Raw genomic sequence first — 21140 nt, forward strand, 5'->3', positions numbered from 1 at the left:
CGTCCTTGTCACAACAATCCCGCTAGTGCCACCCCAAACCCGGAAAATTTCACTTAAACCGGGACAAGTCATCACCGAAAGTGATCCCAGCCGCCCTGTCCCACCTGGCGGCCGTGCACCAGGACGCCCTCGCCCTCGACCACCCGGCCCACGACCTGCCACGACGGCGGCAGCCGCACGTCGGCGGGGAAGACCGCGGCGAGCGCGTGATCCTCACCACCCGTGAGCACCCATTCGAGCGGATCCTGCCCCAGCTCCTCGGCCGCCGCCGCCACCGGCTCCCCCACGGCGAACGACCCGGGATCGAGCTCGACGCGTACGCCGCTGGCCGCGGCCACGTGCCCGAGGTCCTGCACCAGGCCGTCGCTGACGTCGAGCATGGCGCTCGCGCCCAGCGCGGCCGCCCGCGGCCCCTCCTCGTACGGCGGGCAGGGCCGCCGGTGCGCGGTCACCGCCTCGGCCAGCACGCCGGAACCCGCGGCGACCCCGGCGCCCAGCAGCGCCAGCCCGGCGGCGGCGTAGCCCAGCCGCCCGGCCACGGCCACCACGTGCCCCGGCCGCGCCCCGGACCGCGTCACCGGCGCCCGCCCGCGCAGGTCGCCCAGCGCGGTCACCCCGATGACCACCAGGTCGGACCGGGTGATGTCGCCGCCGACCACGCTCGCGCCGACCACCGCGCACTCCTCGCGGAACCCGTCGGTCAGGGCGTCGAGCCAGGCCACCGGCAGCTCGGCGGGGATGCCGAGCCCCACCACGATGGACGTCGGCACGGCCCCCATGGCGGCGATGTCGGCCAGGTTCTGGGCGGCGGCCTTGCGGCCCACGTCGCGCCCGCCGGACCAGTCGAGCCGGAAGTGCCTGCGCTCGACCAGCAGATCGGTCGAGACGACCACCCGCCCGTCGGGCGCGGCGACCATGGCGGCGTCGTCACCCGGGCCGAGCATGACCCCCTCTCCCTGGGGCAGGCGTCCGGCAATACGATTGACGACACCGAATTCGCCGAGATCTCCGACTGTGATGACGCACCTCCTGACGCTCACAGGGTACGGTGGCCCTTCGGCGTGATCCAATCGCCCGGGAGGACGTGATGGTGCAGGCCTACATCCTTATTCAGACCGAGGTCGGCAAGGCCGCCGCCGTTGCCGAGGAGATCTCCGGTATTCCGGGGGTCACCCAGGCGGAAGACGTGACGGGGCCCTACGACGTGATCGTCCGCGCCGAGGCGCGCAACGTCGACGAGCTCGGCAAGCTGGTCGTGGCGCAGATTCAGGCGGTGGAGGGGATCACGCGTACTCTTACGTGTCCGATCGTTCATATCTGACACGTAAGAGGTCCGGGTTCCATGCGCGCCGCCGCCGTCCTGCTCCTTGTTCTGGCACTCGCCGGCTGCGGCGGCGTGGTACAGGTCGATCCGCCCAAGCCTTCGGGGGAGGCGGCGGCGGCCTGTGACAGGCTCGCGCCCCTGCTGCCCAAGACGCTCGACGGCGCCGAGCGCGGCACGTCGGAGCCGGCCTCGCCGTACGTGGCGGTCTGGGGGGAGGCGTCCATCGCGTTGCGCTGCGGCGTGCCGCGGCCTGCCCGGATGGCGCCGACCGACCAGCTCCGGGAGATCGACGGGGTGGGCTGGTTCGCCGATCCGGACAAGCCCATCCTGTTCACCGCGGTGGCCGCGCCCACGTACGTGGAGGTCACGGTCGGCGGCGACCACGCGGCGCCCGACGTGCTGGCCGAGCTGTCGGGGCCGATCGGGCGGGCCGTGTCAACGCAGTCCGGGTGAGCGCGACAGCGCGAGCTGGATCAGCCGGTCGACCAGTTGCGGGTAGGACAGCCCCGAGGCCGCCCAGAGCTGCGGCGCGACCGACAACGAGGTGAACCCGGGCATCGTGTTGATCTCGTTGAAGATCAGCCGGCCGTCGGGCGTGTAGAAGAAGTCGACCCTGGACAGGCCCTCGCAGTCGAGCGCCTCGAACGCCCGTACGGCCATCGCGCGCAGCTCCTCCGCGGTCTCGGCCGGGATGTCGGCGGGCACCGTGAGCGACATCTGGTCGGGGTAGTACTTGGCCTCGAAGTCGAAGAACTCCTGGCCGCCCTCGACCCTGACCTCGCCCGGGATCGACGCGGCGGCGGGCTCGTCGCCGAGCGACTCCAGCACCGCGCACTCGATCTCGCGGCCCTCGATCGCGGCCTCGATCAGCACCTTGGGGTCGTGCCGCCGGGCGGACTCGACGGCCGCCTCCAGCTCGGCGCGGTCGTGGGCCTTGGAGATGCCCTGCGAGGAGCCGGCCCTGGCGGGCTTGACGAACACCGGGAAGCCGAGCTCCTCGGCCTCCTTCAGCACGCACTCGCGGTTGAGCCGCCAGTCGCGGTCGCGGACGACGACGTAACGGCCGATCGGCAGCCCGGCGGCGGCCATCACGGTCTTCATGTGCGCCTTGTCCATGCCGACGGCGCTGGCCAGCACACCGGAGCCGACGTAGCGGACGCCGGCCATCTCCAGCAGGCCCTGGATGGTGCCGTCCTCGGCGAACGGACCGTGCATGACGGGGAAGACGACGTCGACCGCGCCGAGCTCGACGGGGATGCTCCCGGGGTCGTAGGCCACCAGCCCGGCGCCCCCGCTGGGCAGCGCGAGCGCGGCTCCCGAGGTGTCGACCGCGGGCAGTTCCCCGCCCTCGATGGCGAACCGCTGGTCGGACGCGGCGAGCACCCACCTGCCGTCCTGGGCGATCCCGACCGGGATCACCTCGTACTTACTCCTGTCGATCACATCCAGCACGCTGCCCGCGCCCATGAGGGACACGGCATGCTCAGAATTGCGACCTCCGAAAACGACGGCGACGCGTGGCTTGCTCATGACGTCCGAATCTACCGGGGTGTCCCCCTGACAGCGAGTCGAGCACGCGGTGGCGTCCGGATTCACACGCCGTACCGTTCGGGTTTGGGCGAGCGGGACATGAGCAGCATGCCCGCCTCCGACGGCGACATGCCGTCGTGCACGACCCCGACGACCACCTCGGTGATCGGCATCTCGACGTCGTGCTTCCTGGCCAGCTCAAGGACGGACTCGCAGGACTTCACGCCCTCGGCGGTCTGCTTGGTGGCGGCGACGACCTCGGCGAGGGTCATGCCGCGGCCCAGGTTCTCGCCGAAGGTGCGGTTGCGCGACAGCGGCGAGGTGCAGGTGGCCACCAGGTCGCCCATGCCGGCCAGCCCGGCGAAGGTGTGGGGGTCGGCGCCGAGCGCGGCGCCCAGGCGGGAGATCTCGGCCAGGCCCCTGGTGATGAGCATGGCGCTGACGTTGTCGCCCATGCCCATGCCCGCCGAGACGCCCACGGCCAGCGCGATCACGTTCTTCACCGCGCCGCCCAGCTCGACCCCGACCACGTCGGTGTTGGTGTACGGCCGGAACCACGGCGGCAGGTGGCAGGCGGCCTGGAGGCGTTCGGCGACCGACTCGTCGGTGCAGGCGACGACCGTGGCGGCGGGCTGGCGGTGGGCGATCTCCTTGGCCAGGTTGGGCCCGGACACCACCGCGACCCGCTCCTCGGGCACCTCGGCGACCTCGCGGATCACCTCGCTCATGCGCTTGGTCGTGCCCAGCTCGACGCCCTTCATGAGGCTGACCAGGACCGCGTTCGGCGGGATATGCTCGCGCCAGGCGGTCAGGTTGGGCCGCAGCATCTGCGAGGGCACGGCCAGCACCACGAAGTCGGCGCCGTCGAGCGCGCGCACGGGGTCGGTGGTGGCGCGCAGCGACTCGGGCAGCGTCACGCCGGGCAGGTAGTCGGGGTTGGCGTGGTCCTTGTCGATCGCCTCGACCAGTTCCGGCCGGCGCCCCCACAGCGTGACCTCGTTGCCCGCCTCGGCGAGGACCATGGCGAACGTGGTGCCCCACGAGCCCGTGCCGAGAACGGCTGCCTTTGTCATGCCATCACCGCCTGGCGGGATCGTAGGGAGTTTCCGGGGCCTTCTCGCCGCGCAGCTCGGTCAGCTGCTCGGTGATGGCCGCCATGATGTCGGCGGTCGCCTCGCGCAGCACGCTCGCGCGCAGGGGCTGCCCCTCGTACTTGGACAGGTCGACCGGCGGGCCGACGGTGACGTGGAAGGTCTTGCGCGGGAACAGCCTGGGCTTCTTGGCGCCGTACGGGAGCAGCTCGTGGGCGCCCCAGTGGGCGATGGGGATGACCTGCGCGCCGCTCTCCAGCGCCAGCCGGGCGGCGCCGGTCTTGCCCACCATGGGCCACAGCTCGGGATCGCGGGTGCAGGTGCCCTCGGGGTAGAACAGGATGGCCGCGCCGTCGCGCAGCCGCTGGGCCGAGAAGCTGAGCGACCTGGCCGCCTCGCTGCTGCCCCGCTCGACCGGGATGACCAGCAGGCCGTTGAGCGCCCGGCCCAGGAAGGGCACCTTGAACAGCGCCGCCTTGGCCAGGATGACCGGCCAGCGGCCGTTGTTGAACAGGAAGTGCGACAGCAGGACGGGATCGCTCCAGGACAGGTGGTTGGCCGCGATGATGATGCCGCCGGTGCGCGGAAGGCGCTCGCCGTTGCGCCAGTCCTTCTTGACCAGGAGCCACGACAGCGGCTTCACCACCGCTACGGCGAATGACTCCCAGAAACGCGAAGGTCGCGTGGGGCGGCTCATGGTCTCCTCCAACCCGTACGGTTTGCGCCCCAAGTCTCCCGGTTGGCCGCGTGGGATGTCGAGGCGAGATGCTTAAGCCTATGAGCAACCGCTGGTCTCTGGTCATTCCGGTGAAGACGCTGGTCGCGGCGAAGACGCGGCTGGCGGCCGCGACGGGTCCCCACCGTACGCGGCTGGCCGTGGCCGTGGCCTGCGACACCGTGGCCGCGGCGCTGGCCTGCCCGGCGGTGGCGCGGGTGATCGTGGTGACCGCCGATCCGGCCGCGGCGGGGCCGCTGGGGGCGCTGGGCGCGGAGGTGGTGCACGACCCCGACCGCGGGCTCAACACCGCGTTGCGCACGGGCGCGGCCCATGCCGTACGCGTCGCGCCCGGTGAGGCGGTGGGCGCCCTCCAGGCCGACCTGCCGGCCCTGCGACCGGCCGAGCTGGCGACGGCGCTGGCGGCGGCGGCCGAGTTCGACCAGTCGTTCGTGCCGGACGCCCAGGAGGTCGGCACGACGTTCTACGGCGTGCTCGCCGGGCGGCCGTTCACGCCGCGGTTCGGCGGCGAGTCGCGGGCCAAGCACCTGGCCGGCGGCGCGAAGGAGCTGTGCGTGCCGGGGATCGACTCGCTCCGGCGGGACGTGGACACCCCCGACGACCTGCGCGCGGCCCTGGCTCTGGGCCTGGGGCGGCACACGGCGGCGGTGGTCGCCGACCTGTGGCCGGGGGCGTGACCCTCCGGGCCGCCTCTCGCCCGCCGGACGGCCGTCGGCTTAGGCTGGACGGCGTGCAGGCGACGGTACGCAGCTTCGACGAGGTCACCCGTTCCGGCTCGGTCTTCCTCGACGACGGGACGGTGCTGGAGTTCGGCACGCGCGCCTTCGACGCGGGGCCGCTGCGGCTGCTGCGCACGGGGCAGCGGGTGAACCTGGCGACCGACGGCGGGCAGATCACCTACATCACGCTGTCGACGTTCCCCGTTCCCGCGCCCGAATGACGCCGCGGCCCCGGAAAACAGCGAACGCCCGGGCGTGGGCCGCCCGGGCGTGATGTCCGCTGAGACTATTTCTTCTTGCCGACCTGCTTGCCGCCCTCGTTCACCAGGTCCTTGAATTCAGAGCCGGGACGGAACTTGGGCGCCCAGCTCTCGGCGACCTTGATCTCGGCGCCGGTCGACGGGTTCCTGGCAGTGCGGGCGGGCTTGTTCACCATCTCGAACGCGCCGAAGCCCGTGATGGAGACCTTGTCCCCGCTCGCCACGGCCTTCTGGATGGCCTCGATGACCGCGTTGACGGCCTCGGTGGCCGTCCTTTTGTCGCCCACCCGATCGGTGATGGCGTCGACGAGCTCTCGCTTGTTCATGAAAGTCCTGCTCCCCCAGTGACGGCTCGGGGTTCCAGCTCTCGAGTTCGACGTAGAAACCCCTTACGCGCTCGAAAGTAGGCGGGATCGCGGGGGAACTCAATCACCCTGCGTGTTTTCCCCCTCGCGTGGCGTGTCGAGAGCGCCCAGAAAGGCGTCGAGACGGACGGCCGCCCTTTCCGGATCGCGCTTGGCGAGATCGCAGATGGACAGGTAACGGCGGGCCGCCCGTTCCTTGTCGGCGGCGGGGAGCATGCGGACGCGGCGGTGCGCCTCGCGCAACCGCCGCGCCAGTTCGTCGTCTTCTAGACGGTCGTCGGCAGCCATGGCTGCCGACCATTCTCGTACGCGGCCACGTCGTCGGCGTGACGCAGGGTCAGGCCGATGTCGTCCAGGCCCTCGGTGAGACGCCAGCGGGTGTAGTCGTCGATCTCGAACGGCACCACCTCGCCGGCCCAGCGGACCTGGCGCTCCAGCAGGTCGACGGTCACCTGGAGCTTCGGGTCGGCCTCGACGGCGGCCTGCAGGGCCTCGACCTTCTCGGCCGGCAGGACGACCGGCAGCAGCCCCATCTTGGTGGAGTTGTTGCGGAAGATGTCGCCGAACCGGGCGGCGATCACGGCGCGGAACCCGTACTGCTGCAGGGCCCACACGGCGTGCTCGCGGGAGGAGCCGGTGCCGAAGTCGGGGCCGGAGACCAGGATCGAGCCGCCCTCGTAGGAGGGGTCGTTCAGGACGAACGTCGGGTCCTCGCGCCAGGCGGCGAACAGGCCCTTCTCGAAGCCGGTGCGGCTGACCTGCTTGAGCCAGACGGCCGGGATGATCTGGTCGGTGTCGACGTTGCTGCGGCGCAGCGGCACCGCCGTACCGGTGTGGGTGGTGAAGGCGTCCATCGGTCTGGTTCTCCTTACAGGTCGGCGGGGGCGGTCAGGCGGCCGGTGACCGCGGTCGCGGCGGCGACCTGCGGCGACACCAGGTGGGTGCGGCCGCCCTTGCCCTGGCGGCCCTCGAAGTTGCGGTTGGAGGTGGAGGCGCTGCGCTCGCCGGGCTTGAGCGTGTCGGGGTTCATGCCCAGGCACATCGAGCAGCCGGCCTCGCGCCACTCGGCGCCGGCGGCCTTGAACACCTCGTGCAGGCCCTCCTGCTCGGCCTGGAGCTTGACCAGCATCGACCCGGGCACGATCAGCGTGCGGGTGCGGACCTGGCGGCCGCGCAGGATCTCGGCGGCCGAGCGCAGGTCCTCGATGCGGCCGTTGGTGCACGAGCCGACGAACACGGTATCGACCTCGATCTCGCGCAGCGGCGTGCCCGCGGTCAGGCCCATGTACTCCAGCGCGCGCTCGGCGGCCGAGCGCGCGACCGGGTCGGCGAAGCTGTCGGGGCTCGGCACGGACTCGCCCAGCGGCAGGCCCTGGCCGGGGTTGGTGCCCCACGTGACGTACGGGGTCAGCGTCGAGGCGTCGATCTCCACGACCTTGTCGAACACGGCGTCGTCGTCGGTGCGCAGCGACTTCCAGTACTCGACGGCCTGGTCCCACAGCTCGCCCTCGGGGGCGTGCGGGCGGCCCTTGAGGTAGGCGAAGGTGGTCTCGTCCGGGGCGATCACGCCGGCGCGGGCGCCCGCCTCGATGGACATGTTGCAGACGGTCATGCGGCCCTCCATGGAGAGCTTGCGCACGGCCTCGCCGCGGTACTCGACGATGTAGCCCTGGCCGCCGCCGGTGCCGATCTTGGCGATGATCGCCAGGATCAGGTCTTTGGCGGTGACGCCGGCGGGCAGCTCGCCCGAGACCTCGATGGCCATCGTCTTCGGCCGGTAGGCGGGCAGCGTCTGGGTGGCCAGCACGTGCTCGACCTCGGAGGTGCCGATGCCGAACGCGATGCCGCCGAAGGCGCCGTGGGTGGAGGTGTGGGAGTCGCCGCACACGATCGTCATGCCCGGCTGGGTCAGGCCGAACTGCGGGCCGATGATGTGCACCACGCCCTGGCCGGCGTCGCCCATCGGGTGCAGCCTGATGCCGAACTCGGCGGCGTTCTTGCGCAGCGTCTCGACCTGGGCCTTGGAGACGGGGTCGGAGATCGGGCCGAGCACGGTCGGGACGTTGTGGTCCTCGGTGGCGATGGTGAGATCGGGCCGACGCACCTTCCGCCCGGCGAGACGGAGCCCGTCGAACGCCTGCGGACTGGTCACCTCGTGAATGAGGTGCAGGTCGATGTAGAGCAGGTCGGGTTCGCCCTCCGCACGGCGGACGACGTGCTGCTCCCAGACCTTCTCGGCCAGTGTGCGGCCCATGATCTCCTCCTTGAGATTGCCTCCGACTTGCTTTCTCATATGTCGAGACGGCAGTATCGGTGTATGGACAACTCTAGCGGAGTCGGAGTACTCGACAAGGCCGTTCTTGTACTCAATGCCCTCGAAGCGGGTCCCGCTTCCCTGGCTCAGCTCGTCCAGGCCACCGGCCTGGCCCGCCCGACGGCCCACCGGCTGGCCGTCGCACTTGAGCACCACCGCATCGTGAGCCGCGACACCCAGGGCAGATTCGTGCTCGGGCCGCGGCTCTCGGAGTTGTCCACGGCGGCCGGCGAGGACCGGCTGCTCGCGGTGGCCTCGCCCGTGCTGATGCAGCTGCGCGACCTGACCGGCGAGAGCGCGCAACTCTACCGGCGCCAGGGCGACGAGCGGGTCTGCGTGGCGGCGGCCGAGCGGGCCAGCGGCCTGCGCGACACCGTCCCGGTGGGGTCGGCGCTGCCGATGACGGCGGGCTCGGCGGCCCAGATCCTGCTGGCCTGGGAGGAGCCCGACCGGCTGCACAGGGGCCTGCGCGGCGCCAAGTTCACCGCGGCCACCCTCGCCTCCGTGCGCCGCCGCGGGTGGGCCCACAGCGTCGGTGAGCGCGAGCAGGGGGTGGCCAGCGTGTCGGCTCCCATAAGGGGCAGCGGGGGCAAGGTGATCGCGTCCGTCTCGGTCTCCGGGCCCATCGAGCGGCTCACCCGGGCGCCCGGCCGGTTGCACGCCGTGCCCGTCATGGCGGCCGCCGAACGGATCACCGAGGCCATGCGCCGCACGTCATGATCGGCGAAAGCTCGTATTTCGGGGGCCGACTGCCTCGCGGGCGCACTAGCCTGAGTGCGTGACAGATCGCATCGAGGTAGCCGCCACTGAGCTGCGACCCCTGCTCGAAGAGTTCATCATGTGGGCGCGTTCCAACGCGCCCGGAAGCGACCCCGAGCTCGTGGGGCCTGCCGCACTCTGGCACCGTCTCGCCTTCTCGCAGGACCTCGGCACGTGGAAGCGTGCCGACCTGCGCAACCTGCTGCTCGACCGCATGCCGAAGGTCGTGGAGGATCCCGACGCCGCCGCCGACGGCATGCTGCCCGCCGTCGACGCGTACCTGACGTTCCTCTCCCAGACCGGCAGGCTCGCCAAGGGCTCGGACTCCCTCGCCGACCTGCAGGCCGAGCTCGACGACGTCGAGGACGAGTTCGTGGAGCTCATGGAAGACCTGCTCGACGACGACGGCGCGGGTGACGACGACGAGGAGGAGACGGGCGACCTGGGCGACTTCGAGGCGTTCGCCGACGAGCTGGCCGAGCTCGACACGATCAGGCTGCGCCCCGACTCCGAGCTGGCCGCGGCCGCCCGCCAGGCCCCGCTGGTCGCCAAGGCCCGCGATCTGGCGCTGTGGGTCGGCTCCGGCCGCCGCGTCGGCGAGGACACCCTGCTCACCGACGCCGAGGTGGAGGAGGCGCTGGCCGCCGTCGGCCTGCCCAGGCCGGAGACCGACGGCCCGGTGGCCGAGGCGGTCCCGCAGCTCTGGAACATCTGGAACCTCGCCGTCGACCTGGAGTTCCTCGAACCGGGCGAGGGCAACACCGTGGCCGTCCAGGACGACACCTCCGAGTGGCCGTTCGACGACGACGAGGACGTCCTCGACGCCTGGATGCTCGGCCTGCACTCGGTCGACTACGGCGACCCTGAGCTCGACGACGACGACCTGACGATGGCGCTGGCCGGCCTGACCCGGGGCCTGCTGGTCAGGCTGCTGCTGGCCGGCGGCTCGCGCGAGCGCGACGACCTGGCCCGCGAGCTGGCCGAGGCCGCCGCCGACCTCGACGAGCTGGGCGGCGACGCCTGGGAGGCGGCCGGCGACCCGCTGGCCCCCGCCATCGACTGGCTGACCGGCTATGGCATGGTCGAGGTCGAGGGCACGACCGTGCGCCTCACCCCGCTGGGCACCGAGGGCGTCGTCCACCTGGTGGACGACGCCGACATCGAGGTCGACGCCCGGCCCGCGATCGAGTCGATGAGCGCCCACGAGCTGCTCGCGCTGAGCGCCGAGCTGCCCGAGGACGAGGCCGACGCCGAGTTCGCCGCCTGGATGCGGCTCAGGGAGCCGGCCAAGGCCGCCGAGGAGCTGCTCGACGCGGCGGCCGAGGACGAGAGCGACGCCCTGATCCGGGTGCAGGCGGCCAGCGTGGTCGGCACGCTGGGCGAGGCCGCCGTCCCGGCCTGGCAGGCGGCGCTCAAGCAGCCGTCCCTGCGGCCGTACGCGGCGACGCACCTGAGCCAGCTCGGGGTCGAGGGGGCGCCCGAGCCCACCCAGGACGACACCCACTGGCTGATCCTCGACATGTGGACGATCTCGGCCGGGCTGGGGCGTTCGGAGTTCGTCAGCAGCCTGCGGGACATCGGCCCGGACATGGTCAACGGTCTCCTTGAGGTGATCTGGAAGATCCCGCACGCGCACGTGGAGGAGCTGCTGGACCTGATCTCGCAGGTCCACCCCGACAAGCAGATCGCCAAGGCGGCCCGCCGCGCCCTGTTCAAGGCCCGCTCCTCGGCCTGATCCCACCACGGCCAGGGCCCCGCGCGATCCGCGCGGGGCCCTGTTCCGTTCCTGATCGATCCGCGCGGGACGCTGTTCGCGTTTCCAATCAATCCGCGCGGGACGCCGTTCCTGTTCCCGAGCGCCCCGGAGAACGCGAAAAACGCCCCGGTGCTTGACGCACCGGAGCGTTTTGGGTGAACGTAGTCCCGACCGGATTCGAACCGGCGCTACCGCCTTGAGAGGGCGGCGTCCTGGGCCACTAGACGACGGGACCTTCGCACAGCTTGTGATCGTGGTAGTCCCGACCGGATTCGAACCGGCGCTACCGCCTTGAGAGGGCGGCGTCCTGGGCCACTAGACGACGGGACCTTGTCCACAAGCTGGTGTGCCGGGCCTCCCCGGCGACGCAGGTAACTCTACCGCACCCCGCAGACCACAACCAAACCGCTTATCAGCGCATGAGATCGGGCCTGTGGCGGCGGACCCAGTCGCCCATCGGCCCCCGTTCCCACAGCGGGTCGATCTCGCCGAGCGGGATCGCGACCTCGGGCAGTCCGGTGACGGGGTCGGCGGGCACCCGGGCCAGGCGCTCGCGCATCCACCGCGGCGTCCGCGGCGGGAGCGTGCGCTCACCCCACCCGACCAGCCCCGCCGAGCGCAGCGCCGGGACGCGCACGCGGAGGCCGCCGGGCCGGCCCAGGGGCCTGGGGTCGGCCGGCCGGGTGTCCACCACGCCGATCGCGGTGATGTCGGGCCAGCGCAGGCGCACCCGGAAGCCGCGGGCGTCGGCCAGCTCCACGCCCTCCGGCGAGAAGCGCACCACCGTGCCCGCGACCAGACGACGGTGCCTGATGACGAGCACGCCGGTCAGCGCCGCCGTGGCGAGCGCGCCGATCACGACCCCCAGCGCCGAGCTGCCGGTGAGGACGGCCCCGAGCAGCAGGCAGACGGCGAAGAAGAGCGCCAGCGGCGCGGCGAACGGGGCGACGAAGCGGGCGAGGCCGCCCTCCCGCATGCGGAATTCGTCCTGGAGGCGAGGTTCGTCCATAAGGCGAGGGAGGCTACCCGGCGGGCGGCCCGCGGCGGAAGCCCTCGGCCACGGCCCCGGGGCCCGGCTTCCTGATCGCGGCCAGGCCGTCCATGCGGGTTCGGCGCCCATGGCGGGGCAGGCCCGTCGGCGCAGGACTTCAGCCTCGAAGCCCTCAACAGCCTCCTGCGGGACGAAACCGCGCCCGGCGTCACGCGGGTGTCGAGAATGGCGTCTTCGTCCGCGTACGACAGGGTCAGGGCCGCCCTGGTGGCATCAGTGTGCTCAGCGCGCCTTGAGGGAGCGAACGTGGCGACGCCGTGGGAAACGAAAAAACGGATGTCTCTCAGGGAGACATCCGTTTCGGAAACTTGCTGGGGTACCAGGACTCGAACCTAGACTAACTGAACCAGAATCAGTCGTGCTGCCAATTACACCATACCCCACCGCTGCGAACTCCTTCTCGGAGCGCGCTTGGCGACGTCCGAAAGAATAGCCCAGCTCGGGGGGTAAGACCAAAACGATTGCCGAAGCGGCGTCCGGCCGCCTACGGCACAGGCTCCGACGTGCCAAGCTGAAGAGGACAAAACACCACGTGGAGGAGCCCAAGCGTTGGCCGAGAACCCGTTCTTCGCCCCTAGTAGCCTGCCGTACCAGCTGCCGCCGTTCGCGGACGTCCGCGAGGAGCACTACCTGCCCGCGTTCGAGCGCGGCATGGCCGAGCACCTGGCCGAGGTCGACGCGATCGCGAACAGCACCGAGCCGCCCACCTTCGACAACACGATCGCGGCCCTGGAGCGTTCGGGGCGCATCCTCGACCGCACGGCCACGGTCTTCTTCAGCATGGCCGCGTCCAACTCCAGCGACGGGATCATGGAGATCGAGAAGGAGATCTCCCCGAAGCTGACCGCGCACAACGACGCCATCCGCCTCAACCGGGCGCTGTGGGCGCGGATCAAGCAGGTCGGCACGTCCGACGCCGAGGAGGCGTGGCTGCTGGAGAAGTACCGGGAGGACTTCGTCCGGGCCGGGGCCGACCTGTCGGAGCCGGAGCAGGACCGGCTGCGCGAGCTCAACGGCGAGCTGTCGAAGCTGTCGACCGAGTTCGCGCAGACCCTGCTCAAGGCGTCCACCGAGGAGGCCCTGGTCCTCACGGACCCCAAGGAGCTCGACGGCTTCGACGAGGCCAGGATCGAGTCCCTGCGCAAGGACGACGGCACGTACGTCCTGCCGCTGCTGAACTTCACCAACCAGCCCGGCCTGGCCCAGCTCACCGACCGCGACGTGCGCCGCCGCCTGTACGAGCGCAGCGTCGGCCGCGCCCCGGCCAACTTCGACCGGGCCGCCAGGATGGCCGCGCTGCGGGCCGAGCGGGCCGCGCTGCTCGGCTTCCCCGACCACGCCGCCTACTCGGTGGCCGACCAGACGGCCAAGACCGTCGAGGCGGTCGAGGAGATGCTCGGCCAGCTCGTCGGCCCGGCGGTGCGCAACGCCGGCAAGGAGGCCGAGGCGCTGACCGAGCAGGCCGGGTTCGAGATCGAGCCGTGGGACTGGTCGTACTACTCGGAGAAGGTGCGGCTGGCCCGCTACGACTTCGACGCCGACGCCATGCGCCCCTACTTCGAGCTGAACCGGGTCATCAGGGACGGCGTGTTCTTCGCCGCCACCAAGCTCTACGGCATCACCTTCACCGAACGGCCCGACCTGCGCGGCTACCACCCCGACGTGACCGTCTTCGAGGTGTTCGACGAGGACGGCGGCGCGCTCGGCCTGTTCCTGCTCGACCCCTACGCCAGGGCGAACAAGCGCGGCGGGGCGTGGATGAACAACCTGGTCGACCAGTCGCACCTGTTCGGCGAGCTGCCGGTGGTCATGAACAACCTCAACATCACCAAGCCGGCCTCGGGGCCCACGCTGCTGACGTACGACGAGGTCAACACCGCCTTCCACGAGTTCGGCCACGCGCTGCACGGGCTGTTCTCCCAGGTGCGCTACCCGCGCGTGTCGGGCACCAGCGTGCCGCGCGACTTCGTCGAGTACCCCTCGCAGGTCAACGAGATGTGGGTGACCTGGCCGGAGATCCTGGCCAACTACGCCAAGCACCACGAGACGGGCGAGCCGATGCCCGCCGAGCTGGTGGAGAAGCTCAACGCGGCCGAGAAGTTCAACCAGGGCTTCGCGACGGTGGAGTACCTGGCGGCCACGCTGCTCGACTGGGCCTGGCACCGGCTGGCGCCCGGCGAGCAGGTGACCGACGCGCAGGCGTTCGAGCAGCGGGCGCTGGAGGCGGCCGGGATCGACGTGCGGCTGGTGCGCCCGCGTTACCGGACCAACTACTTCGCCCACATCTTCTCGGGCGGCTACAGCGCCGGCTACTACTCCTACATCTGGAGCGAGGTGCTCGACGCCGAGAGCGTGGAGTGGTTCAAGGAGAACGGCGGCCTGACCAGGGCGAACGGCGACCACTTCCGCCGCGAGCTGCTCTCCAGGGGCGGCAGCATCGACCCGCTGACCGCCTTCCGCAACTTCCGCGGGCGCGAGGCGGGCATCGGGCCGCTGCTGGCCCGCCGCGGCCTCGACTGACCGCCGCTCCCCCGCTTCTCCCGGCTCCCCGCCTCCCCCGCCTCCCCCGGCGAGGCTTTCCCTACGGCTCCGGCAGCTCCTCGATGCGCTGCCGGAGCCATTCCTTCTCCGCCCGGCTCGACGCGCGGGCGATCTCCAGCATCCCCCGCCGGTACGGGTCGGGCTCGTCCTTGATCCGGACCGGCCGGCCGTCCTCGTAGAAGAAGCTCGCCGGGGCCTCCAGGAAGGCCAGCCGGCGGCGCAGCACCCGTGACCGGTCGGCGGGGTCGGGCAGCGCCGACAGGAAGGTCAGCAGGGCGAAGAAGCGCGTCTGGTCGCTGACGTCGAGCTCGCTCGGCTCGCGCAGCCGCCGCAGCAGCTCCTCGCGGCCCTTGCCGGTGAGCGTGAGCACCTGCCTGCGGGCCGCCGCCGCGCCCGCCTCCTCGTGCCGCTCGACCAGGCCCTTGCTCTCCAGTCTCGATATGGCGGGATAGAGGGCGCCGTCGCTGACCGGGCGGAGATGGCCGGTGAGCGCGGCCAGGCGCGCCTTGAGCTCGTAGCCGTGCATCGGACGCTCGTTCAGGAATCCCAGGATGGTGAGGGACAGATCCCCGCCGCTTGCCATGTCGTGCATCGTAACGCTATACCTCTAAACGAGATACAACGAAACGAGGTATGCATGTTCAGGCTGGCCCTCCCCATTTACGTGGAGTTGCTCACGGCCGTGGTGGCGGTGGGGGTGATCGACCTGCTGTGGGTCTCGGGGCTCGGGGAGGGCGCCATCGCGGCGGTCACCGTGGGCACCACGGCCGAGTACCTGGCCTACGGGCTGTTCCTGGCCGTCCCGACGGGGATGACCGTGCTCATCGGGCGGCGTGACGGGCGCGCGCCGATCGGGCCCGTGATCAGGACGGGCTGGCTGTTGTGGGCCGCGTTCTCGGTCGCCGTCGCCGTCCCCGGCGTGTTGCTGCGCGAGCCGCTGGCGGCCCTGTTCACCGACGACCCGGGGCTGACGGCCGGCTTCTTCCTGGTCTCGCTGGCCGGGCTGCCGGTGTTCTTCGCCCAGACCGTCGTGGACGGCATCCTCAAGGGCCTGGGCAACACGAAGACTCCCATGCGGAACGCGCTGATCTGCAACGCCCTGGTGATCGTCCTGGACCCGTTGCTCATCTACGGCCTCGACCTGGGCGTCCAGGGGGCCGCGCTGGCCACCGTGGCGGCCCGGCTGGTCACGCTCGGGGTGGCGCTGACCTCCCTCGTACGGCTCCGCGCCGCCGGCGGCGACGGCCTGCTGGCCGGCGAGGTGCTGCGCACCGGCCTGCCCATGTCGGGCGACTTCCTGGCCCGCTCCCTGGTGGGCATGGCGCTGGTGGAGATCGTGGCCGGGTTCGGCACGGCCGAGGTCGCCGGGTACGGCATCGGCCAGAAGATCATGCTGGCCGGGGTCATGGTCTTCTACGCGCTGCGCCAGGCGGCGATGATCCGCACCGCGCGGTCGGAGCCGGTCGGGTCACCGCTGCGGCTCGGGCTGGTGACGGGGGCGGTGGTCGCGGTCGTGGTCAACCTGGTGGCCGCGCCCGCGGCCGGGCTGTTCACCGACGACCCGGCGGTGGCCGTGGGCTTCCTGCGCTGGATGGCGCTCTACCTGGTGCCGTTCGGCGGGCTGATCGCCGTCGGCGGGGTGCTCCAGGCGAGCGGAAGGGGCAGCCGCCTGCTCGCCGCCACGCTGGCGGGCTTCGCGGTGCAGCTGCCCCTCGCCTATCTGCTGAGCTCGTGGCTCGGCGTCACGGGGGTGTGGCTGTCGATGGCCGTCGGGTCGTCGCTCAGCCTCGCAGGCGCGCTAGCGCCGCTCGGATCCGCTCCATGGAGCGCTCGCGCCCGAGCACCTCGATCGACTCGAACAGCGGCAGGCCCACCGTCCGGCCGGTGATCGCCACGCGTACGGGGGCCTGGGTCTTGCCCAGCTTGAGCCCGAGCGGCGCGCCGACCTCCTCCAGGGCCTCCTTGAGCGAGTCAGGGTCCCAGGCGACCGTCTGGAGGCGGTCGAGGTAGCCGCCGAGGATCTCCACCGGGGAGTTCTTCATCGCCTTGTCCCAGGACGGCTGGTCGAAGACGGGCTCGTCGAGGAAGAGGAAGTCGACGTTCTGCCGGATCTCCGACAGCACGCCGATGCGGGTCTGGGCCAGCGCCGCGACCTTGCTGAACAGCTCGCGGTCCCAGGCGGGGTCGAGGTAGGGCGAGCAGCGCTCCTCGAAGGTCTCCAGCGGCAGGGCCCTGATGTACTCGCCGTTGAAGGCCCGCAGCTTCTTCTCGTCGAAGAAGGCGCTGGCGGAGTTGACGTCCTCCAGCCTGAACAGCGGGACCATCTCCGCCCACGGCATGATCTCGCGGTCTTCGCCGGGGCCCCAGCCGAGCAGCATGAGGTAGTTGACCATGGCCTCGGCGAGGTAGCCCTCGTCGCGGTAGTCCTCCAGGGCCACCTTGTCGCGGCGCTTGGACAGCTTCTTGCGCTGCTCGTTGACGATCACCGGCAGGTGGGCCCAGACCGGCGGGGTGGAGCCGAGCGCCGGCCACAGCAGCATCTGCTTGGCGGCGTTGCCGAGGTGCTCCTCGCCGCGCACGACGTGCGTGATGCCCTGGGTGATGTCGTCGACGGCGTTGGCCAGCACGTAGAGCGGCGAGCCGTCGGTGCGGGCGATCACGAAGTCTTCCTGGGCCTCGTTGGGGAACTCGACGTTGCCCCTGATCAGGTCTTCGACGAGGGTGACGCCCTCGTCGGGGGTGCGGAAGCGCACCGCGCCCTCGGTCAGGCCGCGCTCGCGGCAGAACCCGTCGTAGCCCTTGTGCTCGGAGCCGGTGCGGGCCACCAGCGTCTCGCGGGTGCAGTCGCAGTGGTACGCCTTGCCGTCGGCCAGCAGCTTGGCCACGGCCTCGCGGTGCTGCGGCTCGTAGGCCGACTGGAAGTAGGGGCCCTCGAACACCGGGTTGGTGCCGTTGATGCCGATCCAGTCGAGGGCCGAGATGATGCCCTCGGTCCACTCCGGACGGTTGCGCGTGGCGTCGGTGTCCTCGACGCGCAGGACGAAGCGGCCGCCGGACTGTTCGGCGAGGGCCCAGTTGAACAGCGCCGTGCGGGCGCCGCCGACGTGGAACATGCCGGTCGGGGACGGGGCGAAACGCACCCGTAGATCAGTCACGGGAGACCACCTTGTTCGTGAGAGTGCCGATGCCTTCGATGCCGACGCTGACCTCGTCGCCGATCTCCAGCGGGCCGATGCCCGCCGGGGTGCCGGTCAGGATGACGTCGCCGGGGATCAGCGTCATGACCGCGCTGACGTAGGCGACCAGCGCGGGGATGTCGTTGATGAGCTGGCTGGTGCGGCCGCTCTGCCGGATCTCGCCGTTGACCGTGGTGGTCAGCGCGAGGTCGCTCGCGTCGAGATCGGTCTGGATCCAGGGCCCGAGCGGGCAGAACGTGTCGAAACTCTTGGCCCGGGTGAACTGCACGTCCTTCTTCTGCAGGTCGCGGGCGGTGACGTCGTTGGCGCAGGTGTAGCCGAAGATGACGTCCTTGACCCGGTCGACGGGCACGTCGCGGCAGAGCCTGCCGATCACCACGGCCAGCTCGCCCTCGTAGTCGACCCGGTCGGACAGCGAGGTCGGGTAGGCGATGGCCTCGCCGTGGCCGATCACCGACGTGGACGGCTTCATGAAGATGAGCGGCTCGTCGGGCACCTCGTTGCCCATCTCGCGGGCGTGCTCGGCGTAGTTCCTGCCGATGGCGACGACCTTGCTCGGCAGCATCGGGGCCAGCAGCTTCACCTGGGACAGCGGGAAGCGCTCGCCGGTGAACTGCACCTGGCCGAACGGATGGCCGGAGACCGTGGAGACGAACTCCTCTCCAGGGCCGCCTTCGACCACGCCGAACGACACGCCTTCGCCTGTGGAGAACCTCGCTATACGCACCTGACAAGGCTATCGCCGCCGCCGGAGGGGTCCGCCCACCGCCAAAAAAGTCAGGAACTCTCCATAAATGCCCCCAGAGTCCGTTTTGTGGGGCATCGGTGGTGGTTAAGGGGATATCTCTGCTTATCAGAGACTTCTAGGGGGTGACGGAACGTGCCGGACACGATGGTCAACCAGACTTCTGCCGTACCGCGGGCCAGAACGCAGGAGGGCGGGCCGGCGACATCGCTGGTCACCGACAAGGGCACGACGAGCATCGACGACGTCGTCGTCGCCAAGATCGCCGGACTGGCCGCACGCGAGGTATCCGGCGTGCACGCCATGGGCGGCGGCGCGGCCAGGGCGCTCGGCAACGTGCGCGGGATGGTCGGCGGGGAGCGCAGCGTCGCCCAGGGCGTCTCGGTCGAGGTCGGCGAGCGCCAGGCGGCCGTGGACATGGACCTGGTCGCCGAATACGGCACCGCCATCCCCGACCTGGCCGCGGCCGTGCGCAGGAACGTCATCGCGGCGGTCGAGCGCATGTGCGGCCTGGAGGTGACCGAGGTCAACATCAGGGTCGACGACGTGCACCTGCCCGGCCAGGACCGCGACAAGGACAGGGGCGACGGTCGCCGCGACGTCATCGAGCAGCCGGAGCCACGGGTCCAATGACCGGGCCCGGCGCCACCGCCTACACGCGGGCCGACGCCGACGCGGACGCCAAGGCGGAGGCCGAGACGCTGGCCGAGCTCGTCCGGGCCTGCCCGGGGGTGGCGGGGCTCTCCGGCGGCCCGTTCGGGACGGTGGCGACGTACCTGCCCGGGACGCGGGTCATGGGCGTCTCGGCCGACGGGGACACGGTGGAGATCGCCATCGTGGCGACCCTGGAACGGCCGCTGCCCGAGACCGCCGAGGACGTCCGCCAGGCGGTGTGGCAGCCGGGCGGCGGGCGTCCCGTCAACGTACGCATCGACGACGTGATCGACGTGGTGGAGGAATCATGAGCAACGTCCCTTGGCTGCCGGTCATCGGCATGGCGGTCGGCATCATCCTCGGACTCGCGGGGGCCTTCGGCGGCCTCGGCGCGTTCCTGCTCGTCCTCGTGCTCGGCGCGGTCGGCTTCCTGGTCGGCAAGGTCGCCGAGACCGGCGAGCTGAACCTGTCGGGGCTGACCGCGAGGCGGCGATGACCACCACTGCCCACGTCACGGTTCCCCGGCAGCGGCTCGCGCCGTCGGCCGAACCCGAGCGGCGGGGCCGTACCGAGATCTCCGACCGGGTGGTCGCCAAGATCGCCTGCTGCGCGGCGCGGGAGGTGCCCGAGGTGCTCGACGTGCGGCTGGGCGGGGCGCCGTGGACCCACTCGTCCAGCGCCGAGGTGCGCGGCGAGCGGGCCACCCTGAAGCTGGACGTGACCGTCGCCTACCCGGCCCCGCTGCACGCCGTGGCCGCGCGGCTGCGGGAGCACGTGCGCAACCGGGTGGCCATGCAGACCGGCCTGGACGTCACCCGCCTCGACGTGATCATGACCGATCTGGCGGGAGGACCGGCATGACCCGCCCGCTCCCGTCCGAGGAGCCAGAGGAGAGGCGGGAGGCCGTCCCGCCGGGCGCGGCGGGGGCGCATCGGGGCGAGCCGGGGGCGGCGCCGCCGCGGGACAAGGACGCCGACCGGGCCGCGGTGCGCGCGTTCCGGCCGCAGCGCCGGGTGCCCGCCATCGTGGTCGCCGTCCTGCTCACGCTGCTGGGGCTGCTGGTGGCCGCCGAGACGGTGTCCGCGCTGCTCGGCAGCCCGTTGCGGTGGCTGCCCCACGACCGGATGCTGGCGTGGGCGGCCACGACGCCGTGGTCGGACCCGCTGGTCCTGACCGGGGCCGCGATCGTGGCGCTGGCCGGGCTGGCGCTGCTGGTCACCGCCCTGGTGCCGGGACGGCCGCGGATGGTCCCCGTGCGGACCGGCGACCCCGACCTGATCATCGGCGTGCGTCCCAAGAGCTTCACCAGGGCCCTGGAGCACGCCGCCGAGGAGGTGCCCGGGGTGCGCTCGGCGCACGCCAGCCTGCGCGGCCGTACGGTCGCCGTCACCCCGGCCACGTCCGGCTGGGACGACGAGGGCTTCGGCCGGGCCGTGCGCGACGCCGTCCTCACCAGGCTCGCCGGGCTGGACCCGGTGGAGCCGTACCGGGTGGCGGTCAACGTCAAGGAGCGCCGATGAACAGGAAGACCGGCCGCGGCAACCGGTGGGGGCTGGCCCTGGTCGGGCTGGTGCTGGCCGGGCTCGGCGGGCTGACGCTGGCCCGCGGGCTGCTGGGGCCGTCCACGCCGATCGTGGACGCGGGCGTCCGCGGGTTCTTCACCCGTAACAGCCCGGCCGTGTGGTGGGCCGTGGCCGCCGTGTCGGTCCTGGTCGCGCTGCTGGCCCTGCGCTGGCTGGTCGCCCAGGGCCGCAGGGACGCCCGTACCCGGCTGCGCCTGGAGGCCGGGCCGGACGGCGTCACCGAGATCGCGGCGGGCGGCATGGCCCACGCGGTCGCCGCCGACGTCGAGGCCAGCCCCGCCGTCCTGAACGCCGACGCCGACCTGGTCGGCCCGCGCGGCCACCCGGAGGTGCGGCTGCGCGTGGCCGCCGACGAGGCGGCCCCGATGAGCGAGCTGAGCGAGCACCTGTCCCGGGTCACCCTGCCGAACCTGCGGGACGCGCTGGACAGGGATCACGTACCGGCGGTGGCCCGCGTTAGCCTGGAGCCCTCACCTGCGACGCAGCGGGTCGTGCGCTAAGGCTTCGCCGAGAGG

Annotated in this window: 26 protein-coding genes and 3 tRNA genes; 14 read left to right on the forward strand and 15 right to left on the reverse strand. The window is 71.6% G+C overall.

The window, feature by feature from the left end:
- Window positions 1-71: 71 nt before the first annotated feature.
- On the reverse strand, window positions 72-1040 hold the full coding sequence (locus ACIBST_RS16535; protein ID WP_397172443.1) for a thiamine-phosphate kinase: 969 nt from the start codon (window positions 1038-1040) through the stop codon (window positions 72-74).
- A gap of 47 nt (window positions 1041-1087) precedes the next feature.
- Here ACIBST_RS16535 and ACIBST_RS16540 point away from each other — a divergent pair, with 47 nt between their 5' ends.
- Window positions 1088-1321, forward strand: a complete 234-nt coding sequence (locus tag ACIBST_RS16540) for an Lrp/AsnC family transcriptional regulator (RefSeq protein ID WP_125637145.1) — start codon at window positions 1088-1090, stop codon at window positions 1319-1321.
- Between the two features lie 21 nt (window positions 1322-1342).
- Complete coding sequence (locus ACIBST_RS16545; protein WP_397172444.1) at window positions 1343-1777, forward strand: DUF3515 domain-containing protein; 435 nt, start codon at window positions 1343-1345, stop codon at window positions 1775-1777.
- On the opposite strand, the gene ACIBST_RS16550 is transcribed toward ACIBST_RS16545, so the two are convergent.
- From ACIBST_RS16550 to ACIBST_RS16560, 3 genes are all read right to left on the reverse strand, one after another.
- Window positions 1760-2854: a D-alanine--D-alanine ligase family protein gene (locus tag ACIBST_RS16550; RefSeq protein ID WP_397172446.1), complete on the reverse strand. Its 1095-nt coding sequence runs from the start codon at window positions 2852-2854 to the stop codon at window positions 1760-1762. The two genes, ACIBST_RS16545 and ACIBST_RS16550, sit on opposite strands and share 18 nt — an antisense overlap.
- A 62-nt stretch (window positions 2855-2916) precedes the next feature.
- Window positions 2917-3927, reverse strand: a complete 1011-nt coding sequence (locus ACIBST_RS16555; protein ID WP_397172447.1) for an NAD(P)H-dependent glycerol-3-phosphate dehydrogenase — start codon at window positions 3925-3927, stop codon at window positions 2917-2919.
- A 4-nt stretch (window positions 3928-3931) separates the two neighbouring features.
- Window positions 3932-4588, reverse strand: a complete 657-nt coding sequence (locus ACIBST_RS16560; protein ID WP_397172449.1) for a lysophospholipid acyltransferase family protein — start codon at window positions 4586-4588, stop codon at window positions 3932-3934.
- A gap of 134 nt (window positions 4589-4722) precedes the next feature.
- On the opposite strand from ACIBST_RS16560, the gene cofC reads away from it, so the two are divergent.
- Complete coding sequence (gene cofC, locus ACIBST_RS16565; RefSeq protein WP_358288533.1) at window positions 4723-5358, forward strand: 2-phospho-L-lactate guanylyltransferase; 636 nt, start codon at window positions 4723-4725, stop codon at window positions 5356-5358.
- A 53-nt stretch (window positions 5359-5411) separates the two neighbouring features.
- Window positions 5412-5621, forward strand: coding sequence for a hypothetical protein (locus ACIBST_RS16570; RefSeq protein WP_397172451.1), 210 nt, complete (start codon window positions 5412-5414; stop codon window positions 5619-5621).
- 65 nt (window positions 5622-5686) lie between these two features.
- On the opposite strand, the gene ACIBST_RS16575 is transcribed toward ACIBST_RS16570, so the two are convergent.
- The 4 genes from ACIBST_RS16575 to leuC form a co-directional block, all read right to left on the reverse strand.
- Window positions 5687-5986, reverse strand: a complete 300-nt coding sequence (locus ACIBST_RS16575) for an HU family DNA-binding protein (protein ID WP_125637152.1) — start codon at window positions 5984-5986, stop codon at window positions 5687-5689.
- Window positions 5987-6085: 99 nt separating this feature from the next.
- Window positions 6086-6313 carry a hypothetical protein gene (locus ACIBST_RS16580; protein ID WP_397172453.1) on the reverse strand — a complete coding sequence of 76 codons (228 nt, stop codon included), beginning with the start codon at window positions 6311-6313 and terminating at the stop codon, window positions 6086-6088.
- Window positions 6292-6879, reverse strand: coding sequence for a 3-isopropylmalate dehydratase small subunit (leuD, locus tag ACIBST_RS16585; RefSeq protein ID WP_364330391.1), 588 nt, complete (start codon window positions 6877-6879; stop codon window positions 6292-6294). The genes ACIBST_RS16580 and leuD overlap by 22 nt, the downstream gene beginning before the upstream one ends.
- Before the next feature lie 14 nt (window positions 6880-6893).
- Complete coding sequence (gene leuC, locus ACIBST_RS16590; protein WP_397172455.1) at window positions 6894-8279, reverse strand: 3-isopropylmalate dehydratase large subunit; 1386 nt, start codon at window positions 8277-8279, stop codon at window positions 6894-6896.
- Window positions 8280-8342: 63 nt separating this feature from the next.
- Between leuC and ACIBST_RS16595 the strand changes: the two genes are divergently transcribed.
- Both ACIBST_RS16595 and ACIBST_RS16600 read left to right on the forward strand, forming a co-directional pair.
- Window positions 8343-9059, forward strand: a complete 717-nt coding sequence (locus tag ACIBST_RS16595) for an IclR family transcriptional regulator (protein ID WP_397172457.1) — start codon at window positions 8343-8345, stop codon at window positions 9057-9059.
- Window positions 9060-9117: 58 nt separating this feature from the next.
- The gene (locus tag ACIBST_RS16600; RefSeq protein WP_397172459.1) at window positions 9118-10833 is read left to right on the forward strand and encodes a hypothetical protein; all 1716 of its coding nucleotides are present in this window, start codon (window positions 9118-9120) and stop codon (window positions 10831-10833) included.
- 183 nt (window positions 10834-11016) lie between these two features.
- Here the strand turns inward: ACIBST_RS16600 and ACIBST_RS16605 are convergent.
- From ACIBST_RS16605 to ACIBST_RS16620, 4 genes are all read right to left on the reverse strand, one after another.
- Window positions 11017-11089, reverse strand: a tRNA-Glu gene (locus ACIBST_RS16605).
- Window positions 11090-11108: 19 nt separating this feature from the next.
- A tRNA-Glu gene (locus ACIBST_RS16610) sits at window positions 11109-11184 on the reverse strand.
- A gap of 82 nt (window positions 11185-11266) precedes the next feature.
- Window positions 11267-11863 carry a hypothetical protein gene (locus ACIBST_RS16615; RefSeq protein ID WP_397172461.1) on the reverse strand — a complete coding sequence of 199 codons (597 nt, stop codon included), beginning with the start codon at window positions 11861-11863 and terminating at the stop codon, window positions 11267-11269.
- Between the two features lie 353 nt (window positions 11864-12216).
- Window positions 12217-12288: transfer RNA gene (locus ACIBST_RS16620), tRNA-Gln, on the reverse strand.
- A gap of 166 nt (window positions 12289-12454) precedes the next feature.
- Here ACIBST_RS16620 and ACIBST_RS16625 point away from each other — a divergent pair.
- Complete coding sequence (locus ACIBST_RS16625) at window positions 12455-14425, forward strand: M3 family metallopeptidase (protein ID WP_397172463.1); 1971 nt, start codon at window positions 12455-12457, stop codon at window positions 14423-14425.
- 61 nt (window positions 14426-14486) lie between these two features.
- Here the strand turns inward: ACIBST_RS16625 and ACIBST_RS16630 are convergent, their stop codons facing one another.
- Complete coding sequence (locus ACIBST_RS16630; protein WP_397172465.1) at window positions 14487-15029, reverse strand: PadR family transcriptional regulator; 543 nt, start codon at window positions 15027-15029, stop codon at window positions 14487-14489.
- A 54-nt stretch (window positions 15030-15083) separates the two neighbouring features.
- Between ACIBST_RS16630 and ACIBST_RS16635 the strand changes: the two genes are divergently transcribed.
- Window positions 15084-16334: an MATE family efflux transporter gene (locus ACIBST_RS16635; RefSeq protein ID WP_397172466.1), complete on the forward strand. Its 1251-nt coding sequence runs from the start codon at window positions 15084-15086 to the stop codon at window positions 16332-16334.
- Here the strand turns inward: ACIBST_RS16635 and gltX are convergent.
- Complete coding sequence (gene gltX / locus ACIBST_RS16640; RefSeq protein WP_397172588.1) at window positions 16228-17559, reverse strand: glutamate--tRNA ligase; 1332 nt, start codon at window positions 17557-17559, stop codon at window positions 16228-16230. The genes ACIBST_RS16635 and gltX overlap by 107 nt on opposite strands.
- Before the next feature lie 34 nt (window positions 17560-17593).
- Entirely contained in the window at window positions 17594-18370 is a 777-nt protein-coding gene (locus ACIBST_RS16645; protein WP_352319059.1) for a fumarylacetoacetate hydrolase family protein, read from the reverse strand.
- 165 nt (window positions 18371-18535) lie between these two features.
- Here ACIBST_RS16645 and ACIBST_RS16650 point away from each other — a divergent pair, with 165 nt between their 5' ends.
- The 6 genes from ACIBST_RS16650 to ACIBST_RS16675 are packed head-to-tail and all read left to right on the forward strand — an operon-like array spanning window position 18536 to window position 21125.
- On the forward strand, window positions 18536-19021 hold the full coding sequence (locus ACIBST_RS16650) for an Asp23/Gls24 family envelope stress response protein (RefSeq protein ID WP_397172590.1): 486 nt from the start codon (window positions 18536-18538) through the stop codon (window positions 19019-19021).
- Window positions 19018-19353, forward strand: coding sequence for a hypothetical protein (locus ACIBST_RS16655; protein WP_397172468.1), 336 nt, complete (start codon window positions 19018-19020; stop codon window positions 19351-19353). Before ACIBST_RS16650 ends, ACIBST_RS16655 begins: the two co-directional genes overlap by 4 nt.
- Window positions 19350-19538, forward strand: coding sequence for a hypothetical protein (locus ACIBST_RS16660; protein WP_352352177.1), 189 nt, complete (start codon window positions 19350-19352; stop codon window positions 19536-19538). Before ACIBST_RS16655 ends, ACIBST_RS16660 begins: the two co-directional genes overlap by 4 nt.
- Window positions 19535-19903: an Asp23/Gls24 family envelope stress response protein gene (locus tag ACIBST_RS16665; protein WP_397172470.1), complete on the forward strand. Its 369-nt coding sequence runs from the start codon at window positions 19535-19537 to the stop codon at window positions 19901-19903. The genes ACIBST_RS16660 and ACIBST_RS16665 overlap by 4 nt, the downstream gene beginning before the upstream one ends.
- Window positions 19900-20562 carry a DUF6286 domain-containing protein gene (locus tag ACIBST_RS16670; protein ID WP_397172472.1) on the forward strand — a complete coding sequence of 221 codons (663 nt, stop codon included), beginning with the start codon at window positions 19900-19902 and terminating at the stop codon, window positions 20560-20562. Before ACIBST_RS16665 ends, ACIBST_RS16670 begins: the two co-directional genes overlap by 4 nt.
- Window positions 20559-21125, forward strand: a complete 567-nt coding sequence (locus ACIBST_RS16675; protein WP_397172474.1) for an alkaline shock response membrane anchor protein AmaP — start codon at window positions 20559-20561, stop codon at window positions 21123-21125. Before ACIBST_RS16670 ends, ACIBST_RS16675 begins: the two co-directional genes overlap by 4 nt.
- Window positions 21126-21140 lie beyond the last annotated feature (15 nt).

Source organism: Nonomuraea sp. NPDC049684, from assembly GCF_044465345.1.
GTDB lineage: Bacteria > Actinomycetota > Actinomycetes > Streptosporangiales > Streptosporangiaceae > Nonomuraea.